Source organism: Cryptosporangium phraense (assembly GCF_006912135.1).
GTDB classification, from domain to species: Bacteria; Actinomycetota; Actinomycetes; order Mycobacteriales; family Cryptosporangiaceae; genus Cryptosporangium; species Cryptosporangium phraense.
Window position 1 is genome coordinate 1 of sequence record NZ_VIRS01000056.1, and the last position, 15966, is coordinate 15966.

Genomic DNA, 15966 nt, shown 5'->3' on the forward strand with positions numbered 1-15966 from the left:
TAGCACCGGTGCACGCCGACCCGGTGCTGGCGCGTCAGCTGCTCGACAACCTGATCGGCAACGCAATCAAGTACACCGCCGCCGACGCGCTACCGCACGTCAGCATCCGCACCACGAGGGCGGGCGACGGCATGGTCGAAGTCGAGGTCACCGACAATGGCATCGGCATCCCGGCCGGGCAGCACGAGGCGATCTTTGCCAACTTCCACCGGGCCCATCCCGGCGCGCAGTACACGGGCACCGGGCTCGGCCTGGCGATCTGCCGACGCATCGTCGAACGCCACGGCGGAGCCATCACCGCAGCCGATAACCCGAGTGGAGGCTCCCGATTCACCTTCACCCTGCCGGCCGCGGAACTACCAGCCGTCGAGGTGGCTGCGACGGGCGCCACCGCGCGATGATCGACGCGAAGGCCGCCAGACCCAGTCAGCTGGTGAGGCGTCAAGGCTCGGCCGCCGGCGAGTGAACTGCCACGACCACTCGGACAGCCACGACGATCCGGAAGCACCTGCTGCTCGCTTGGCGCCGACCCCACGCCGATGCATAGAGCGCTTGCAACCCCGCTCGCTCGGACCGCAGACCCTGGTCATCAACATCGATGGCTGGGTTACCTACGGGCCTTCGGTCGAGTGGCCCAAAGGGTTGCTCGACAGCGTCCCCGTTTCCGTGTGCAATGGCGCCACCCGGTCCAGCTTAGCTGGTGAGCGTCGAGTGTCTAAATTTACGACGTTTCCTCCGCTATGGTGTTGCCGTTTGAGGCGGAGGCGTTCCACCGGAGACATCGATGACGGTTGCGATCGTGACCGTGATTGCTGCACCGGTAGATCTAGGCTGCGATCGGCGGTGGGGCGATGAGCGCGGACAGATCGCTGCATGATCTGAACCGGTTGGCGGCGGTCGGGCGGGCAAGTACGGTCCTGGATGGGGCGCCGCTGTCGATGGACGCGATCGTGGCGATGGCGGCGAACCTGGCGCACGCACCGATCGGTGTGGTGTCGCTGGTGGATGGCGAGTGGGACCGGTTGCTCGGGCTGCACGGCGTCGATGGCGTCTACTCCATGACGCGCAGGATTACGGTGAGCGATTCGCTCTGCCGCCACGTCATCTCCACCGGAGAACCCGTCTAAATTCCTGATATCGCCTCTGACCCGCGCTCAGCCGGATCATCCGTCGTGACCTATCTACAAATCGGCGCGTTCGCCGGCGTCCCGTTGCGGGGGACGAATGGGGAGATCGTCGGAAGCGTTTGCGCGCTGGACACCTCGCTCGAGAGTGGACTCTTCGCCATCAAGCCGCACTGGCTGGTGTCGCGGCCACCACCGGGCTACTCCCCGGCGTTGCTGGCGTGGCCGCAGAGCTCACCGTCAACCTGCTCGACCTTGCTCCGCTGCTGGACGCCCTCGCTGAGGCCTTCGTTGTCGTCGACCGCAGCGGCACAATTCTGACCTGGAATGCCACGGCCACTGCTCTCTTCGGTTGGACGCCCGCGCACGCACTCGGGCGGTCGCTCCACGACCTGCTCTTTCCCGATCGCGCAGCGGCCAACTCGCGAGCAGCTGTCACATTGCTGTCTACACATCCTGCGAATCGTGGTGTGCCGGCCCAGTGCCAGACACTCTCCGCGGCTCGCCGCGACGGCGGCCGCATTCCGATCGAAGTCACCATCAGGGCGCTGCCCGGCGCGACCGGGTCGCAGATCTGTATCTCGCTGGTGGACCTGTCTGCGCAAGCGACCGCGCGCGACGAGACACAGCGCATGACCCAGATTCTGCAGTCTGTCCTCGACAACCTCGACACCCCGGTCTTCGTGTGTGACCCGGACGGGGATCCGATCTTCGCCAACTGGGCTCTTCGGCAGCTAACGGCCACGCCTGGGGGCACGTTGAACCAAATCGTTGCCGCCATCAGGCGCCATCTGACCGCCGCCGATGGCAGCGCGTTGGATCTGAACGACTATCCGAGCAGCCGGGCGTTGGCCGGGCGCGCAATCCGGGGCGTACCACTACGGCTGGCGATGCCCGGTGACCCCTTCAATATCTTTGGGCCGATGCGGATCGGCTCGTCTTCCGCCGTCGTGTGCTCGGCGTCGCCATTTTTCTACGGCCCTATCCACGCACCCGAGCCGGCTAGGCGATACCCCTGAGCCGCCCTTCCTGGCGAGAGAGACGGCCTATGGATAATGACGCGTCCAGCAGCAGTCCACGCCGTCCTAGGTCTCGACGCGATGACCGACGATGCAACGATGTGCACCGTCATCCAATTTGCGCAGGACACGCGCCGCTGCAAATTTTCAACACCACGGCTGGGTTCGAGCCAGGACGGCAAGAACGACACCACGCAGCGCGCCCACCGCGACACCCGCGTTGCCCGCGCGGAGTTAGGCCTCGTTAGATCAGGCAGCCGAGCCGGCCCCACCGAACTCGGCAGTCTCGGACGGGCCCGCATTCCCTACGCCGACATCGCCGCGCCGGTTGGCGGCCAACGCCTCCCACGCCCACCGAGCCCGCGCACATGGCCAGATCGGCGCGGCGTGCCCATGCGTCCCGCTCGCGCAGCGCGGACGCACAACATCCCGCCGGACGGGCTGATGCAACGGCAATATCCGATGCGCGGTGGCAATGTCCTCAGCAGTCAACTCCCGATGCCATAACACACTCATCCCTGCCCTCCCGAATGGTGCTGATGACGTCAGGTGCCCGATGCCCGATCTTCGCCTCCGGCGCACCACTGTCCGTGTTCTCCGCACCACTCTAAGGTGGCTGATACGAACGCGAGGACCCATCATGTCTCGCTCCTGTCTAAGGCCTGCCTCGTAACTTGCCTGGACTATGGTGGCCTGCCCGGTTCGGTGCTCAGACGGTCGCGGTGAGGTTGTGCATGTAGGCGATTCCGCGGGCGGCGTGGGCTGCGCCGGTGCCGCGGCGACGGCAGTCGCGGAGGATCGTCCAGTTCTTCATCCGGGCCAGAACGTTTTCGGCGCGGGCGCGGACGGCGCGGTGAGCGCGGTTGTGGTGTTCTTTCCAGTCTGGTAGCGGGGTCTTGTCGCGGTTGCGGCGGTGCGGGATGACGACGCCAGTGCAGCGGGGTCCGCGGTAGGCGCCGTCGGCGATGACGGTCGCGCCGCCGGGTCGCCCACGCTGCGCCGGAGTCGTCGTAGGCGGTGCGGTCGTTGCGGTTGCCCGGTTTCGGGTCGCTGACAGCGACCACGAGGTGGGTGTCGGCGTCAATGAAGACCTGCACGTTGACCGAGTACCGGTAGTTCTTCGACCGGGCGGTGAGGGCCTGGTCGCGGACCGGGACGAGGGCGCCGTCGACGATGAGGACCGTCTCGGGTGGTCACCGGTGAGAGCGTGAGCAGCGGCGCGAGCCGGTCGATGATGCGGTGCACGGCGGCCTGTTTGATCCAGAACAGCGGCGCGACGTAGCGCATCGTCAGATTCGTGCGGTAGTAGACCGCGACCAGCAGGACCCGGTCGGTCAGCGGCAGACACCACGGCCGCCCGCGTCGGCCGTCCGCGACCTCAGAGCCGCCTCGCCGCGCGACCGACGCGACCAGACGCCGGAACTGCCGTTCAGACAGGCCCGTGAAGACCGCGATCAATTCGGTCCGCGACGCCGACAACACCCCCACGCAGCACCCAACGACCACCACCACCCGTGGTTACAAGTCAGGCCTTGGGTTCAGGGCCGTAATCGCACGGCGAGACGCCGTCTCCCGGGTTGCCCTCCAGGTGACACCGCCCGCACCCGGCGGCGGCCCCGTTCACTCGCGAACCCTAGGATGGACGCGGTAGGCCGGTCAGCAACCGCTTGTGACACGGCCACGGGGGTGGCCAATCAAAGAGATGCCACTGCGTTTCACGCCGTGCCTTCCGGCGGCTGCCTGCCGCCGGTCGGCGGGGAATCCCACCTTGCTTCCCCGCCGACCGGTTCGCCGCGCGGAATCGCCAGGCTTCGGTCCCGCTTAAACGATGAGTTGGCTGCGGCACGAAGCCCGTGCCACCGCGTGAACCGCGTCCGATCGGCTGCTCAAACGTTGCCGGTGCCGTCCGGTCCAGCTGAGCTGCACTACGACGGCGTCCTCCGATTACCCAACCACTCTGACCTCTCGAGGTGCGTGCAGAGCCGCAGCTCTGCCAGGTGTATCTCTGGTCATGGAGATTCAGCCCGGTCTACTTTCGCAATAAATCCGTGAGAAATTGATGGATACCACTCAGCGAAGCCTCAATCGCTCGACGCGGATTATGCGTCCGGATCGGCCACGCTTCAATGCGTTACCGGTCCTGCAACATGCGTGGAACAAGAGTCGAGTACTTTACCGGGGAGTGGCCGCAACCCCTCCGCGGCCACTCCCTATGCGGGCCGCTGACGCCGAGTTATGCGCGGTACAGCGGCCCTAAGCGCCGCACCCAGAGGCCGACAATGCCACTGGGGCCACGATGCTTACCACCCGGACCACGTAGCTATCGCTCAAGCTGAGCCACAGCGAGTGCAGGACATCACTGGGTGCGCTAGCGTGACTGGCGTCACTCTGCTTTAGCAGCCTCATGGTGGAGCGAGTCATCCCGGAGCGCTTCAGAAGCGCACACAGCAGCCGATTGAACGTCGTGCAATCCGTGGACGCAGGGAGGACAGCCGTGACCGACGCGCGGCTCCTGCGCAGAACGCCGCGGTCACTGCTGGCCGCCGGTGGCTTGGTGATATTCGACGTGCTCTGGCTCATCGGCGGCCTGTTCCACCGTCCGGAGCATCCGCTCCCCGGCTGGCTACCTCTGCCGGTCCTCGTCGCCCTCGCCGGACAAGCCTGCTGGCAGGCCGGTCTCAGCCCTCAGCTGGACCCAGCTAGCCGCCGGTTCTGGCAGCAATTGACCGTGGCCTGCGGGCTTTTCGGTGCGGGTACGGTGGCCAATGCGTTCGACGCCCTCGGCGGCCCGACGCCTTCGCAGCGGATCGGCCCGATCAGCCTTGCGTTCTACCTGTCGGTGCTTGGAATTGTCCTCTGGGCGCTACTGCGCCTGCCTTCGTGGTATCGCACCCGTGGCGACTGGATCCGGTTCGGCCTCGACGCCTGCATGGTTCTAATCACCGCCGCGGCCCTCGTCTGGCACCTTTCACTACGCGACCATCGCGACTGGATCGCGCAGACGGGGTCTGCAGGAGCGATGCTGGCCATCATCGTGGTGGCGCTAATCTCAGTGGCCACCTTTGTCAAGGTGGCATTCGCCGGAGCCGGCCTTTTGGACCGGCGCGCCATGCAGATTCTCGCGGTCGGCAGTGCGGCCAGCGCATCGCTCGGCGGCTTGTCCCCGCTTCTGGTGTCCCGTCCCTACCTGTCCACCAGTATGGTCGCCATACCCGTCGCGGCGTTCAGCCTGCACCTGGCCGCTGCTCGGCAGCTTCGCGCCGCCAGAAGCTCCTCCGTGCAGCGCAGGCGAAGCTGGCGGATCAGCCTCGTTCCTTACCTGGCGGTTGCCGTTACCGGGGCGCTGTTGCTGACCACGAGCACTTCTCAACCTACCGAAACTGCGATTATGCAGGCCCTCACCGTCCTGCTAGCTCTCGTCGTGGTGCTCCGGCAGGTCCTTGCCTTGCGCGACAACAACCAGCTACTGGCCACCGTGGATGGGCAGTTGGAGGATTTGCGCCGCTACCAAAATCAGCTGGAGCACCAAGCCACCCACGACAGCCTCACCGGGGTCGCCAACCGGGCCCTGCTCGAGCGGCACCTACGCCGATTGCTGGCCGACCAACAGAGCTTCTCTCTCGTTCTGCTCGACATCGACGACTTCAAGGCGATCAACGACCGGCTCGGCCACGGGGCTGGCGACCGCTTGCTCAGGCTGGTCAGCAATCGGCTAACCGACGCCATCGGCCCGTCCGGCATCGTTGCGCGCCTCGGAGGCGACGAATTCGCCCTTCTCCTGGACGCCGCCGCCGACCTGGAGACAGTGACCGACAGCATCTCGTTCGCGATCCGCGAGCCGATCGACCTGGCCGGCATGACGGCCTCCATCGCCACCAGCATCGGCATCTCCACCCGATGTACGGGGGACAGCGCAGAAGAACTGCTGCGCCGCGCCGACGTCGCCCTGTACGCGGCCAAGGCCGCGGGAGGCGACTGCCGCCGCTGGTTCGACCCGGAGATGGACCATGCGGCAGAAGAGGCGTCCAACTTGTCCGCAGACCTGCGGCGCGCGCTGCTCGACGGGCAGATCTTCGTGCTCTACCAGCCGATCGTCGATCTGCATACCAACGCCACAATCGGCGCTGAGGTGTTGATCCGCTGGCAGCACCCTCAGCGCGGGCTCGTGCCCCCGGACGTGTTCATCCCATTGGCCGAACGCAACGGCACTATCCTCGAGCTCGGTGCCTGGGTACTGCGCGCAGCCTGCCGGCAAGTTCGGCAATGGCAGCATCGCTACGGCGACCAAGCTCCGACCAAAATCAGCGTCAACGTCTCGGCCAGGCAGTTGGCTCAACCAGACTTCGCCGAGCAGGTGGCATCGATACTGGCAGAAACCGCTGTCGACCCCTCCACCCTCATCCTGGAGGTCACCGAAACCGCTGTCCTTTCCACTGACGCCGCGCTCCCCCAGATTGCCCGGATCAAGCAATTGGGACTCCGGGTCGCGCTGGACGATTTCGGCACCGGGCACTCATCGCTGAGCTTGTTGCTGGCTTGCCCGGTGGATGCTCTGAAAGTCGACCGGTCCTTCGTCAGCGGCGTCCATGCAGAAGGCGCGGGCGCCATCATTACCCGCAACCTCATCGGGTTCATCGAAGATTTCGGTATTGAGGCCGTGGCCGAGGGCGTCGAAACGGTCATCCAGGCCGACCGGCTGCGTCAAGCCGGCTACCGGTTTGCGCAGGGCTACCTCTTCGGGCGCCCCATGCCTGCCGCCGACCTTGAACAACGATTCGTGTCACCGGCGCCCTCGATCATCGCATGACGAGGATTCGGGCGGCACGGGTCGCCCTAACGACGTCGATCGCGAACAGGTGGTGCGTCTAGTCGCCGCCCGACACTAGGATGAATGATCGATTCCTCAGCTATGCCCAGGCAGGCGCACGGTACCCAAATAGAAATTGTCGATGCACTGGACGGTCGAGATGAAGTCATCAAAATCGACCGGCTTCGTCACGTATGCGTTGGCGCGCAAAGCATAGCTTGCCGCGACATCCTCATCAATGGTGGACGTCGATAGCACGACGATGGGAATAGGCCGCAAGTCGGGATCGCTCTTCACTTCGGCGAGAAACTCCCGGCCGTTCATCCTCGGCATGTTCAGGTCCAACAAGATCAGGTCTGGACGACGCTGATCGCTTTCGCGCAAGAAACGCAGCGCATCGATGCCGTCGCCGGCCGTATGCAGCCGGTGGCTGATGTGGCGATCGGCGAGAGCCTCCTCGATGAGCAGGACATCGCCGGAGTCGTCGTCGACGACGAGAAGGTCGAAGGGTCGGCTCACCGAACCGGTCGAGGGCGATGTCGGCATCACTATCTGACAGTAGCCGACCGACGAGGTCTCTGTTCTGCTTGCGCGGGACACCCCAGTCAGACCTGGGCAGCGACCGAACAGGCGGTTGACAGGTGATTGGTGTCATGCAGTACGGCGCCCAAAAGCGGGAAACTCGACCACGCCCCAGGCGTGTGACAGGACTCTGCTGGGAGCGTGCCGTTGTCACCGCGTCGCCGGGACGCGCAGCGGACTTCATGATTACGGCTCCGCCTCGGTCGGCGCAGTCGGATGCGTACCCGTCCGGAATCACCGGCCGGGAAGCGGTTGCAGGCAAGCTCGCGTAGCCCGAACACGGTCGGCGGGTTCCGGGTTTCCCCACCGGCAATACCGATCGTTCGGACCAGCGTGAACGCAGCGAGCTGCCCATGGTGATGTGGCAGCACTGAGGGAGGGCCTGGTTCCCGCACGGTCGTGCTCGAGCGTCGGCCGGTAGACCGCTCAGCCAGCTCAGTGCAGGGGCTATGCGTTTTCCCTGGATGAGGTCGGACTGAGGACTGACGGGAAGCGACGAAGGGTGGCGTAGCCGGATGCTGGGTGCAGCTGTGACCCGGAGCCGTACGCGGCGACGAATCAGTCATCACTGCTTCGCGATGCGTCGCTTGGATGGAATATCCGTTTAGGGCGCCGGTTGAGGGATACGCCCCCGACATGTCGTCTCTGCGTGCTGTGGCGTTGTGCTGCTCTCTGAAAAGGTCCCCCGCTCCGTCGAGTTCCGAGCTCATCGCCCGGGAAATTCTGACGGCTCTGGCCGATCACGACGTCGAGGGCGATGTGATCCGTGTAGTGGACCACGATGTGCGATTCGGCGTGTCTGTCGACGAGGGGGACGGGGATGAGTGGCCGAGCTTGCGGGAGCAGATCATCGCCGCTGATCTGCTCGTAATTGCGACGCCGATTTGGATGGGTCAGCCGTCAAGTGTCACGAAGATGGTGCTCGAGCGTCTGGACGCCGAACTATCGGAGACCGACGAGCAAGGACGCCTGCTTACCTACGGCAAGGTCGCGGTTCTCGGTGTCGTCGGCAACGAAGACGGCGCGCACCACGTCACCGCGGACGTGTTTCAAGCGTTGAACGATGTGGGGTTCACAATTCCCGCTGCGGGAGCAACCTACTGGGTCGGCGAGGCGATGCAGACGATCGACTACGATCAGGCGGGCCCGAAGCCCGACACGACCGGCACCGCCACTAAGACCCTCGCCGCGAATGCGGCACACCTTGCCCGGCTCCTCCGGGAAACTCAGTACCCGCCGGTCTGAGTCAGGACATCGGAAGGACCACGCAGACCGTGCCCACGGCCGGTGGATCGCCGACGTTCTCACGTCACTTCGCGGCCCTGCTCATGTCGATCCGGAAGGCCGGCGCCCCCTATACGTTCGGGAAGGTGCTCGGCCCAGCTGCCGCAGCCGCCGTCATCCCTCGCGCCGCTGGTGGCCACCCCCTCTGACGTAGGCGGCGCCGCGGCAGCCGAATGCGAATGCGGTGCTCGGAGACCGAGCGCGCCGCGGCCGAGGTTGCGCGTGGCCCAGCGCGTCGCCACCGCGGTCGCGTCCGTCACCGCCAGGCTGACGGCCGACACGGTCGAAACAACGCCGGCTTCGGCGCCTCCCCGGTCATCCCGTGGTGCGGTTGCAACATTTGCGAACGGCGGCTGATCAGCCTTCACTCCCGCCGCCTCCGCTGCTTCTCAAAGTCAGCATGATCACTCTCAGAAGCAGCGGGTCAACTGTCGGCCAGACCGAGGCGAACTCAAAACAACACCGGAAACTAAACGTGCCCGCGTGAAATGCAGTAGTTTTTGCGGCAACCGGAGAATATGCCGCGCCTTCTCGGTTACTCGCACGGTGTCGTAGGGGACAGCGCGGAAACGCTTGCGAAGCCACCCTAAAAGCGAGTACCAGTCGCGCCGGGCGTTTCAGATGAAGCGAACATGGGTATCGCAGTGCGCTCTGAGCGACAGTTTTCGGCACACCAAGTGGCGGCGAAGTCGACCTGCGATCCCACAGGCTCTCTTCACGCCCAGTGCGTCGCCCGGTATCGGTGCATGGTCGTCCACCTCAAGGGGGAGCTGGACTCGCGCACCGCCCCCTGGCTGATCCCCCTGCTCATTCAGGCTGTCCAGGAGCCCTCTGCATAAGCGCTCATTGTTGTCGTGCGCCATCTGACGTTCTTCAGCGCCGCCGGCCGTCGCTGCCTCAATGATGTGGCCGAGGCAGCGGCGCAGCGTAGTATCCGCGTGCTTCTTTGGGATCCGCCGCCGGTCGCCCGCCGCGTGCTTCGCGCGGGCCGGCTGCACGCACCAGTCGTGGTAGAACCGCCAGACTGACCATGGGATCGGTGTCCTCTGACATCCATACCGAGGGCCTCGCGACGATCGTCCGACTCCAGGAGCTGTTGGCCCTCAGCGATGTGCCGCTCGTGCGCGGTGTGCTGCTCAAGTGCCTGACTGACTGTCCTACCGCTGTGATCGTCGACGCCAGCACCTTGAAACGTCAGCGGGCCGCTCGTCTTGTCTGTGTTCCCCGCGGTCCAGCGGAAAGCCGAGACTTGGCCGAGCGCCCCGTTGATTCTCGCCGCACCGAACGCGGCGCTCACGCTAACTCTTAGCCGTACCGCCCTCACCGGGCACCTGACCGTCTGCGCCAGCGTCCCGGCGGCGCTAGATGCCGCCGCTGCCCCGATTCTGCGCGGACGGCGACGCTTGCGCCTGCGTCCCACCGAGCACGCTGCGCCCGAGGCACGAGCCATGACGCGAGATGCCTGCGCCAGATGGAGCCTGATCCACATTGCGGATGCCACATGCCTCGTGGCCACCGAGTTGGTCGACAACGCCGCCGTGCATGCCCGCACCGACCTCGTCCTGACCCTGCTCTACCGGGCGCACCTGCTCCACATCGCGGTCAGCGACCAGTCGGCCACGCCGGGCCGGGCGGGCGGCGCCGGTAACGGATTGCGCATAATAGAAGAATTTGCGTCCGGCTGGGGCATCATCCCCCTCCCCGACGGCAAGGTCACTTGGGCGACCTTGAGCATCGCTTCCTGAACCGCAGGCCGGCCCGACGTCGACGAGGTGATGCAAATTTTCGATGCTCATCGCGTCGGTGTGCGCCGCTAGAGCCAGTTCATGACGATCGCCCGCAAAGCCCAGAGACCGGTGGCGGCTGGATTCAAGATCGTCATCACCTTGACCCGCGGCCAGTCGACCGGCCAAGCCGCCTGCTACGCGCTACCACCGAGACTCGTAAGGCTTTTGCCCTCCTGAGATAAGTAAATCGCCTGACGTGAAGTAGCCGCTGGGGCCCCAGGATCTCCCCGTCAACCCAACATCGGCGCGGTGCCCAGCTTCGCGCCGGACGGAAGGAACCTGCTCTGATGCTCAAGAAAATTCTTGGTGGCCTAACCATCGCGGCCGCGCTGACCGGCGTATCCCTCTTGGGTGCTGCACCGGCTCACGCATCCGCCACGGTCTGCTCTACGTCCATCGACGTGCCCGAGGCCTCGACCGGTGAGGACAGCGGGTGTCAGCTGCAGTACGGCGACAGCGTGAACATCGTCGGCAGCGGGCGGATCAAGTCCGGCGTATTTCTCACTGGATGGAACGGACCGCAGGGCTGGACCGACATCTCGTACGACTCCAAATTCCCGTCACCCAGCTCTCGGGTGTACTCGCTCCTGGTCAGCGTCGATGGTCGGTGGCGCTACGTCGGCGTGGGCACCTCGTTCACCTACACCGGGCGCGGCAGCGGAATGATCCTGCGAACCAACGACGACGTGCCGGGCAACGGCGAGGGCTCGTTCCGGGCCGAGGTGCAGGTCGTCCGCTGATCATCGCCGCCGTTGAGTTCTACTGCCGGACTCGATTCAGCGCCGAGTCCGGCAGCCGACTGTCCCCATAGGCATAGCGGACGCAGAATCGTGGAATGCTACCCCTCGTCGGTCGGCGTCGAGAATTGTCCGCCCTCGTCCACGCAGCGGGCGATGCGGCGGCAGGGCGGCCTCGCGTCGTGCTGATCGAAGGGGAGGCGGGGGCCGGAAAAACGCGGTTAGTTCGAGAGTGGGCCACCAGCAGTCCGGTTCATGATGTTCTCGCCGCTACCGTTGCGTGCGTTGACCTCAGCGATGGCGCACTACCGTTTGCTCCCTTCGCGGGCTTGCTCCGTCGGCTGGCGCGAGAACTGGGGCACGGTGTAATCCGCGATTTGGCTACCGGCGCGCCGGCTGAGTTGCTGGCCTTACTGCCCACTGCCTGCTGGCCGGTTGAGGGAGCTCGGCGCACGGACCCGGCGACTTCTGCCCGGCTAGTCGAGCAACTGCTCGACCTGCTCGACCAGGTATCGATGCTGCGTCCGCTCGCGCTGTGCGTCGACGACTTGCAGTGGGCCGACGAGGCCAGCTTGGACGCGATCCAGCACCTGGCTCGCAGCCTCAGCAATGAACGTATCGTTCTTGTGCTCACTTACCGTGTCGAGGCGCTACCTGAGCTGACCAGGCTGCGCAACAAACTGCTTTCCGGTGCTGACGCGCAATTGATAACGCTGCGACCGTTCACACCGGCGGAAGTTGCCGAGCACGTCGCAGCTTTGCTGCCCGGGCCGACGCCGCCCGTGGACGTCGCCCGGCTACATGAGCGCACAGCCGGCAACCCCTATTTCGTCGAGGAGTTGGTCCGCGCCGACGGTTGGCAAACCGGGCCCGCCCCGGCGACTCTCCGTAGCCTGCTCAGCGAGCGAGTTGCGGCCGCCGGTGCAGCGGCGGCACAGCTGCTGCGATTGCTCGCAGTGGCAAGCCGACCATGCAGTTACCCAGAGCTCGTCGCGACAGGCCTCTTCGATCCACAAAACCTTGACGTTGCGATCCGCGAAGCTTGCGACCAGCACCTCGCCGTTGACGAGGACGGAGACTGGCGGGTGTTCCGCCTGCGCCACCCGGTGCTCGGCGAGATCCTTGCTGCGGAGTGCCCCCCGACGCAGCGGCGAGTCTTGCACGCCGCTCTGGCTCGCGGTCTCGCCGGCGGAACCGCGGCGGAGTTGGCCCGACACTGGGACGGCGCGGGTGCGGTCGAACCCGCTCTGACGGCCCGGGTTCGCGCGGCGACCGAGGCCGCCCAGGTAGCCGGGCACGCGCAGGCCTGGAGACACTGGCAACGCGCACTGCAGCTGTGGACTCAGACCTCCCAAGGACCCAGCTTAACCAGCCTGAATGAGGTGACCCTGCGATACCGCGCCGCAGAAGCGGCCCGATGGTGTGGTGCGCCAGCACAGGCAGTCGAGCTGCTGAGGGAGGCCCTGAACAGTCCTCTCCTCACCTGCACCATGGGCGACATCGATCAGCAGGCGGCTGTATTGGACCTTCTCGGACGGTGTCTGCGTGAGGCCGGCGACGGCCGCGCGGCCACGGCGGTGGCCGAACAGTGCGCCGAACTATTGGTCGACGCGCCGGACGCGCCGTTGACGGCACGGGTTCTTGCGGGTCTGGCAGCAGCCCACCTCGTCCGCAGTCACTACCGGGAGGCGGTAGAAACAGCCCGCAAAGCAATCCAAGTCGGCGAATCCACCGGCGCCCTCGCCGAGACCGGCCACGCAGCCAACACCCTCGGTGTCGGCCTCGTGATGATCGGCGATACGACCGCGGGCCTCGCCGCACTCGAGCGGGCCGGACACATCGCCGACGAGCACGGAAGCCTGGAAGATCGGCTGCGAGCCGCGAACAACCTCTCCTACGCTCACATGAATTCGGGCCGGTACCGGGCCGCGGCGTCCGCGGCGTTGGCAGGTTACGCCCTGGCTCAGCGCCACGGCGTCGCTGCCACCGGGGGCGCTCTACTGGCCACCAACGCGGCGACAGCCCTGGTATGGCTCGGCGAGTGGACCGAAGCCGACGAGCTGGCTCGCGATGCGCTGGGTTCGACAACAGGCGACCCAGAAGACAATGCAGACCCGATCGGAGCTGGACTGGCCGCAGCTCTGCACCTCGCGAGAGCCGAGGCCGCCGTCGCCACCGGTGACCACTCGGCGGCGGACCAGCACCTAGCACTGGCCGAACATGCGGCAGCCGAACTGGACGAGCCGCAGCTGTTCGGGCACCTCGCGTCCTGCCGTGCCGAACTGGCGCTGTGGCGGGGCGATCCGGTCACGGCTATGCAAATAGTCCAACATGGACTTGAAGCACTCGACGAAGCCGAGGACTATCAGCTCGCGCTCCGAGTGGCGGTCGTAGGGTTGCGGGCCGCCGCGGATGACGCGGAGACCACAACGATGCGCCAAAACGGAGACGACCAGGTCGATCAGGTCGACCAGCCGACGAGTGGAACGCGTTCGTCGCCAGGCTGGCCGAGGCGCTCCCGAACGAGGCGGCATTTCCTGAAGCGCACGCTGACATAGCCACCGCGCGGGCGGAGTCAGGGCGGCTCGACACCGCACGGCGCGGCACTAGCACCGACCCGACACTCTGGTCTGCTGCGGCCAGCCGATGGTCGGCGCTCGGGCGGCCGTACCCCGAAGCGTATTGCCGCTGGCGCGCCGCCCAGTCGTTGCTTCTCACGAAGGCGCCGCGCTCGGCACGCGCCGCTCTGAGGCAAGCCCACGCGGTGGCGACTACTCTCGGCGCCGCACCGCTGCTCGGAGAGGTGACGGCACTGGCCCGTCGCAAACGAATTAGCCTCGGCGAGGTCGTGCCGACGCAGCGGCCGGCGCCCGGCGGACTGACCCCCCGAGAACGCGAGGTGCTGGCGCTGCTGTGTGATGGCCTCACGAACCGTCAGATGGCACGACGACTCTTCATGTCTGAGAAGACGGCGAGTGTGCACGTCTCCCGGATACTGGCGAAGCTGAACGCTCCGACCCGAGGCGCGGCCGCCGCAGCGGCGCGACGGCTTCCTGATTTTCAGGAGACTGAGCCAAGATATATGTGACGGCCTAGAGAATGTTCGGAACGGTCAGCCACACTCGTCCCGGCCCTTCCTGACCTGGTTCGTCGCCGGTGCGGTATGCGTCTGCCGACGCCCATGAGACTGTCATCGACTCCGCGCCACCAGCCTCCGGCAAGAGCGCAGATTGCCAGTCGCTCGCGACACCCGGCGCGGAGAACCCCTGCACCAGCCGAACCGAGCGCGATCCCGTGGTGTGCACAACTAGCTGCCACAGGATTGGCCCCTTAGCTAAACCTTGCGGAATGTTCGCGGCCACCCAAGCATCCGCCGACTGTGCGGTAGCGAAGCTGAGCGCAACTTCGCGAATCGCCAACGTCATGAGTCCTCCCGAGTCCCGCAGGTCGAGGAGCGGCCCCAGACTAGCTGGTCCGGCGCCTTCGGACCACCAATCAGGATGGTTCAGGGGCTTCCGGCTGAGTCCTCTCGGTGTCTCTGAAGGCTCGACTCTGGGTGCAAATTGTGTGAGGTCGCGACGGTCGCGTTACCCGCCAAAGTTAGATGCGCGAGCGATGCGGATGGCCGCGGAGGCGCTCGGGATCACCACGGCAGAGGTCATCGGTGTCAGCGCCTTTGGCGGATCTGGTTGCCGCAGCGTCGAGTCTGACGACAATCCCGGCAGTTCGGTGGCAGGGCTTCTGCCACGTCCGGCTCAGCAAGGCACTTAGGGGGCCCCCTCCGAAGCGCCGCAGTGTGCAGACGGTCTGGAGGTCTGCCTCAGTCCTCGAGAAATGGATCACAGAGATCCGCCCGGCTTACGCCTCGGCCAGCAGTCCGGCGACTCTGACTGTCGGAGCGGCGGCCGCGTATCGGACCTGGCCGCGATCATCCGTCGGCCGAGTCAGACCAGCGCGACAATGCTGAATTGCGCACGCCGCTAACGTCGATCTCCACCTACAGCCAGCTGCTGGCCGACGATCCCGGATCGATGCCCCCGGCGAGCAGGCAGTTGCTTGAGATCATCCGACGCAACACCGGCAGCCTCACCGCGATCATCGACGACCTGCTCGATCTAGCCGCGCTGGAGTCGGGCCACGTCACCTTGCGCCCGGAGAAGACCGACCTCGCCCAGCTCGTGCGGGAGGCCGTCGAATCTGTCCGCGCTACCGCCGACGACCGGTCGCTCACACTGCGTGTCGAGGTCCCGGCCGAACTGCAGATCCGAGGAGACGCGCAGCGGCTCCGTCAAGTGTTCGACAATTTGTTTTCCAATGCGGTCAAGTACAACCACGAGGCAGGCCGAATAACCGTAGAGCTGCACCGGGAGCGTGACGAAGCGGTGCTCAGGGTCACCGACACCGGCATCGGCGTTCCGATCGCGGACCGGCCACGCTTGTTCGAGCGGTTCTTCCGGTCGTCCAACGTCCGCGACAGCGGCATTCCTGGGACCGGGCTCGGACTGTCGGTCAGCAGCGCGATCGTGGCGCAACACGGGGGCCGGCTGTCTGCGACCCATCACGATCCGGGCACCACGCTGACCGTGCGCCTCCCTGCCTCGCCGAATATCGGCTAACAAAAACTTA

The 15966-nt window shown here is 65.8% G+C and carries 13 protein-coding genes and 1 pseudogene; 11 read left to right on the plus strand and 3 right to left on the minus strand.

Annotation, left to right across the window (positions count from 1 at the left end):
- The 4 genes from FL583_RS38105 to FL583_RS38120 form a co-directional block, all read left to right on the plus strand.
- Positions 1-401 (plus strand): sensor histidine kinase (locus FL583_RS38105; RefSeq protein ID WP_142709787.1); only part of this gene is annotated, 401 nt, incomplete at its 5' end.
- 450 nt (positions 402-851) lie between these two features.
- The gene (locus FL583_RS38110) at positions 852-1127 is read left to right on the plus strand and encodes a hypothetical protein (RefSeq protein ID WP_142709788.1); all 276 of its coding nucleotides are present in this window, start codon (positions 852-854) and stop codon (positions 1125-1127) included.
- 218 nt (positions 1128-1345) lie between these two features.
- Positions 1346-2143: a PAS domain-containing protein gene (locus tag FL583_RS38115; RefSeq protein ID WP_142709789.1), complete on the plus strand. Its 798-nt coding sequence runs from the start codon at positions 1346-1348 to the stop codon at positions 2141-2143.
- Positions 2144-2224: 81 nt separating this feature from the next.
- Positions 2225-2650 (plus strand): hypothetical protein, encoded by a 426-nt coding sequence (locus FL583_RS38120; protein WP_142709790.1) that lies wholly within the window; start codon positions 2225-2227, stop codon positions 2648-2650.
- A 202-nt stretch (positions 2651-2852) separates the two neighbouring features.
- On the opposite strand, the pseudogene FL583_RS38125 reads toward FL583_RS38120, so the two are convergent.
- Positions 2853-3631, minus strand: a pseudogene (locus FL583_RS38125) (transposase).
- Positions 3632-4637: 1006 nt separating this feature from the next.
- Between FL583_RS38125 and FL583_RS38130 the strand changes: the two are divergent.
- A complete protein-coding gene (locus FL583_RS38130) occupies positions 4638-6950 on the plus strand; it encodes a putative bifunctional diguanylate cyclase/phosphodiesterase (RefSeq protein ID WP_205752825.1) in 2313 nt (770 codons plus the stop codon).
- Positions 6951-7046: 96 nt separating this feature from the next.
- On the opposite strand, the gene FL583_RS38135 is transcribed toward FL583_RS38130, so the two are convergent.
- Positions 7047-7496 carry a response regulator gene (locus tag FL583_RS38135; RefSeq protein WP_142709803.1) on the minus strand — a complete coding sequence of 150 codons (450 nt, stop codon included), beginning with the start codon at positions 7494-7496 and terminating at the stop codon, positions 7047-7049.
- A 672-nt stretch (positions 7497-8168) separates the two neighbouring features.
- On the opposite strand from FL583_RS38135, the gene FL583_RS38140 reads away from it, so the two are divergent.
- The 5 genes from FL583_RS38140 (at position 8169) to FL583_RS40645 (ending at position 14428) form a co-directional block, all read left to right on the plus strand.
- Positions 8169-8777 (plus strand): flavodoxin family protein, encoded by a 609-nt coding sequence (locus tag FL583_RS38140; RefSeq protein ID WP_142709792.1) that lies wholly within the window; start codon positions 8169-8171, stop codon positions 8775-8777.
- Between the two features lie 1487 nt (positions 8778-10264).
- On the plus strand, positions 10265-10561 hold the full coding sequence (locus tag FL583_RS38145) for an ATP-binding protein (protein ID WP_142709793.1): 297 nt from the start codon (positions 10265-10267) through the stop codon (positions 10559-10561).
- 443 nt (positions 10562-11004) lie between these two features.
- Positions 11005-11343 (plus strand): hypothetical protein, encoded by a 339-nt coding sequence (locus FL583_RS38150; RefSeq protein ID WP_142709794.1) that lies wholly within the window; start codon positions 11005-11007, stop codon positions 11341-11343.
- Between the two features lie 95 nt (positions 11344-11438).
- Positions 11439-13898, plus strand: a complete 2460-nt coding sequence (locus tag FL583_RS38155) for an ATP-binding protein (protein WP_142709795.1) — start codon at positions 11439-11441, stop codon at positions 13896-13898.
- A 206-nt stretch (positions 13899-14104) separates the two neighbouring features.
- Positions 14105-14428 carry a response regulator transcription factor gene (locus FL583_RS40645; protein ID WP_170324090.1) on the plus strand — a complete coding sequence of 108 codons (324 nt, stop codon included), beginning with the start codon at positions 14105-14107 and terminating at the stop codon, positions 14426-14428.
- Between the two features lie 4 nt (positions 14429-14432).
- On the opposite strand, the gene FL583_RS38165 is transcribed toward FL583_RS40645, so the two are convergent.
- Positions 14433-14765: a hypothetical protein gene (locus FL583_RS38165; protein ID WP_142709796.1), complete on the minus strand. Its 333-nt coding sequence runs from the start codon at positions 14763-14765 to the stop codon at positions 14433-14435.
- A gap of 543 nt (positions 14766-15308) precedes the next feature.
- Here FL583_RS38165 and FL583_RS38175 point away from each other — a divergent pair.
- A complete protein-coding gene (locus tag FL583_RS38175; RefSeq protein ID WP_142709797.1) occupies positions 15309-15956 on the plus strand; it encodes a sensor histidine kinase in 648 nt (215 codons plus the stop codon).
- Positions 15957-15966: the final 10 nt, after the last annotated feature.

Bases quoted from the DNA above. Each gene is read 5' to 3' on its own strand.
- FL583_RS38110 (WP_142709788.1), top strand. From the start codon at position 852: ATGAGCGCGGACAGATCGCTGCATGATCTGAACCGGTTGGCGGCGGTC.
- FL583_RS38120 (WP_142709790.1), top strand. From the start codon at position 2,225: ATGACCGACGATGCAACGATGTGCACCGTCATCCAATTTGCGCAGGAC.
- FL583_RS38135 (WP_142709803.1), bottom strand. From the start codon at position 7,496: ATGCCGACATCGCCCTCGACCGGTTCGGTGAGCCGACCCTTCGACCTT.
- FL583_RS38140 (WP_142709792.1), top strand. From the start codon at position 8,169: ATGTCGTCTCTGCGTGCTGTGGCGTTGTGCTGCTCTCTGAAAAGGTCC.
- FL583_RS38145 (WP_142709793.1), top strand. From the start codon at position 10,265: ATGACGCGAGATGCCTGCGCCAGATGGAGCCTGATCCACATTGCGGAT.
- FL583_RS38155 (WP_142709795.1), top strand. From the start codon at position 11,439: ATGCTACCCCTCGTCGGTCGGCGTCGAGAATTGTCCGCCCTCGTCCAC.
- FL583_RS38165 (WP_142709796.1), bottom strand. From the start codon at position 14,765: ATGACGTTGGCGATTCGCGAAGTTGCGCTCAGCTTCGCTACCGCACAG.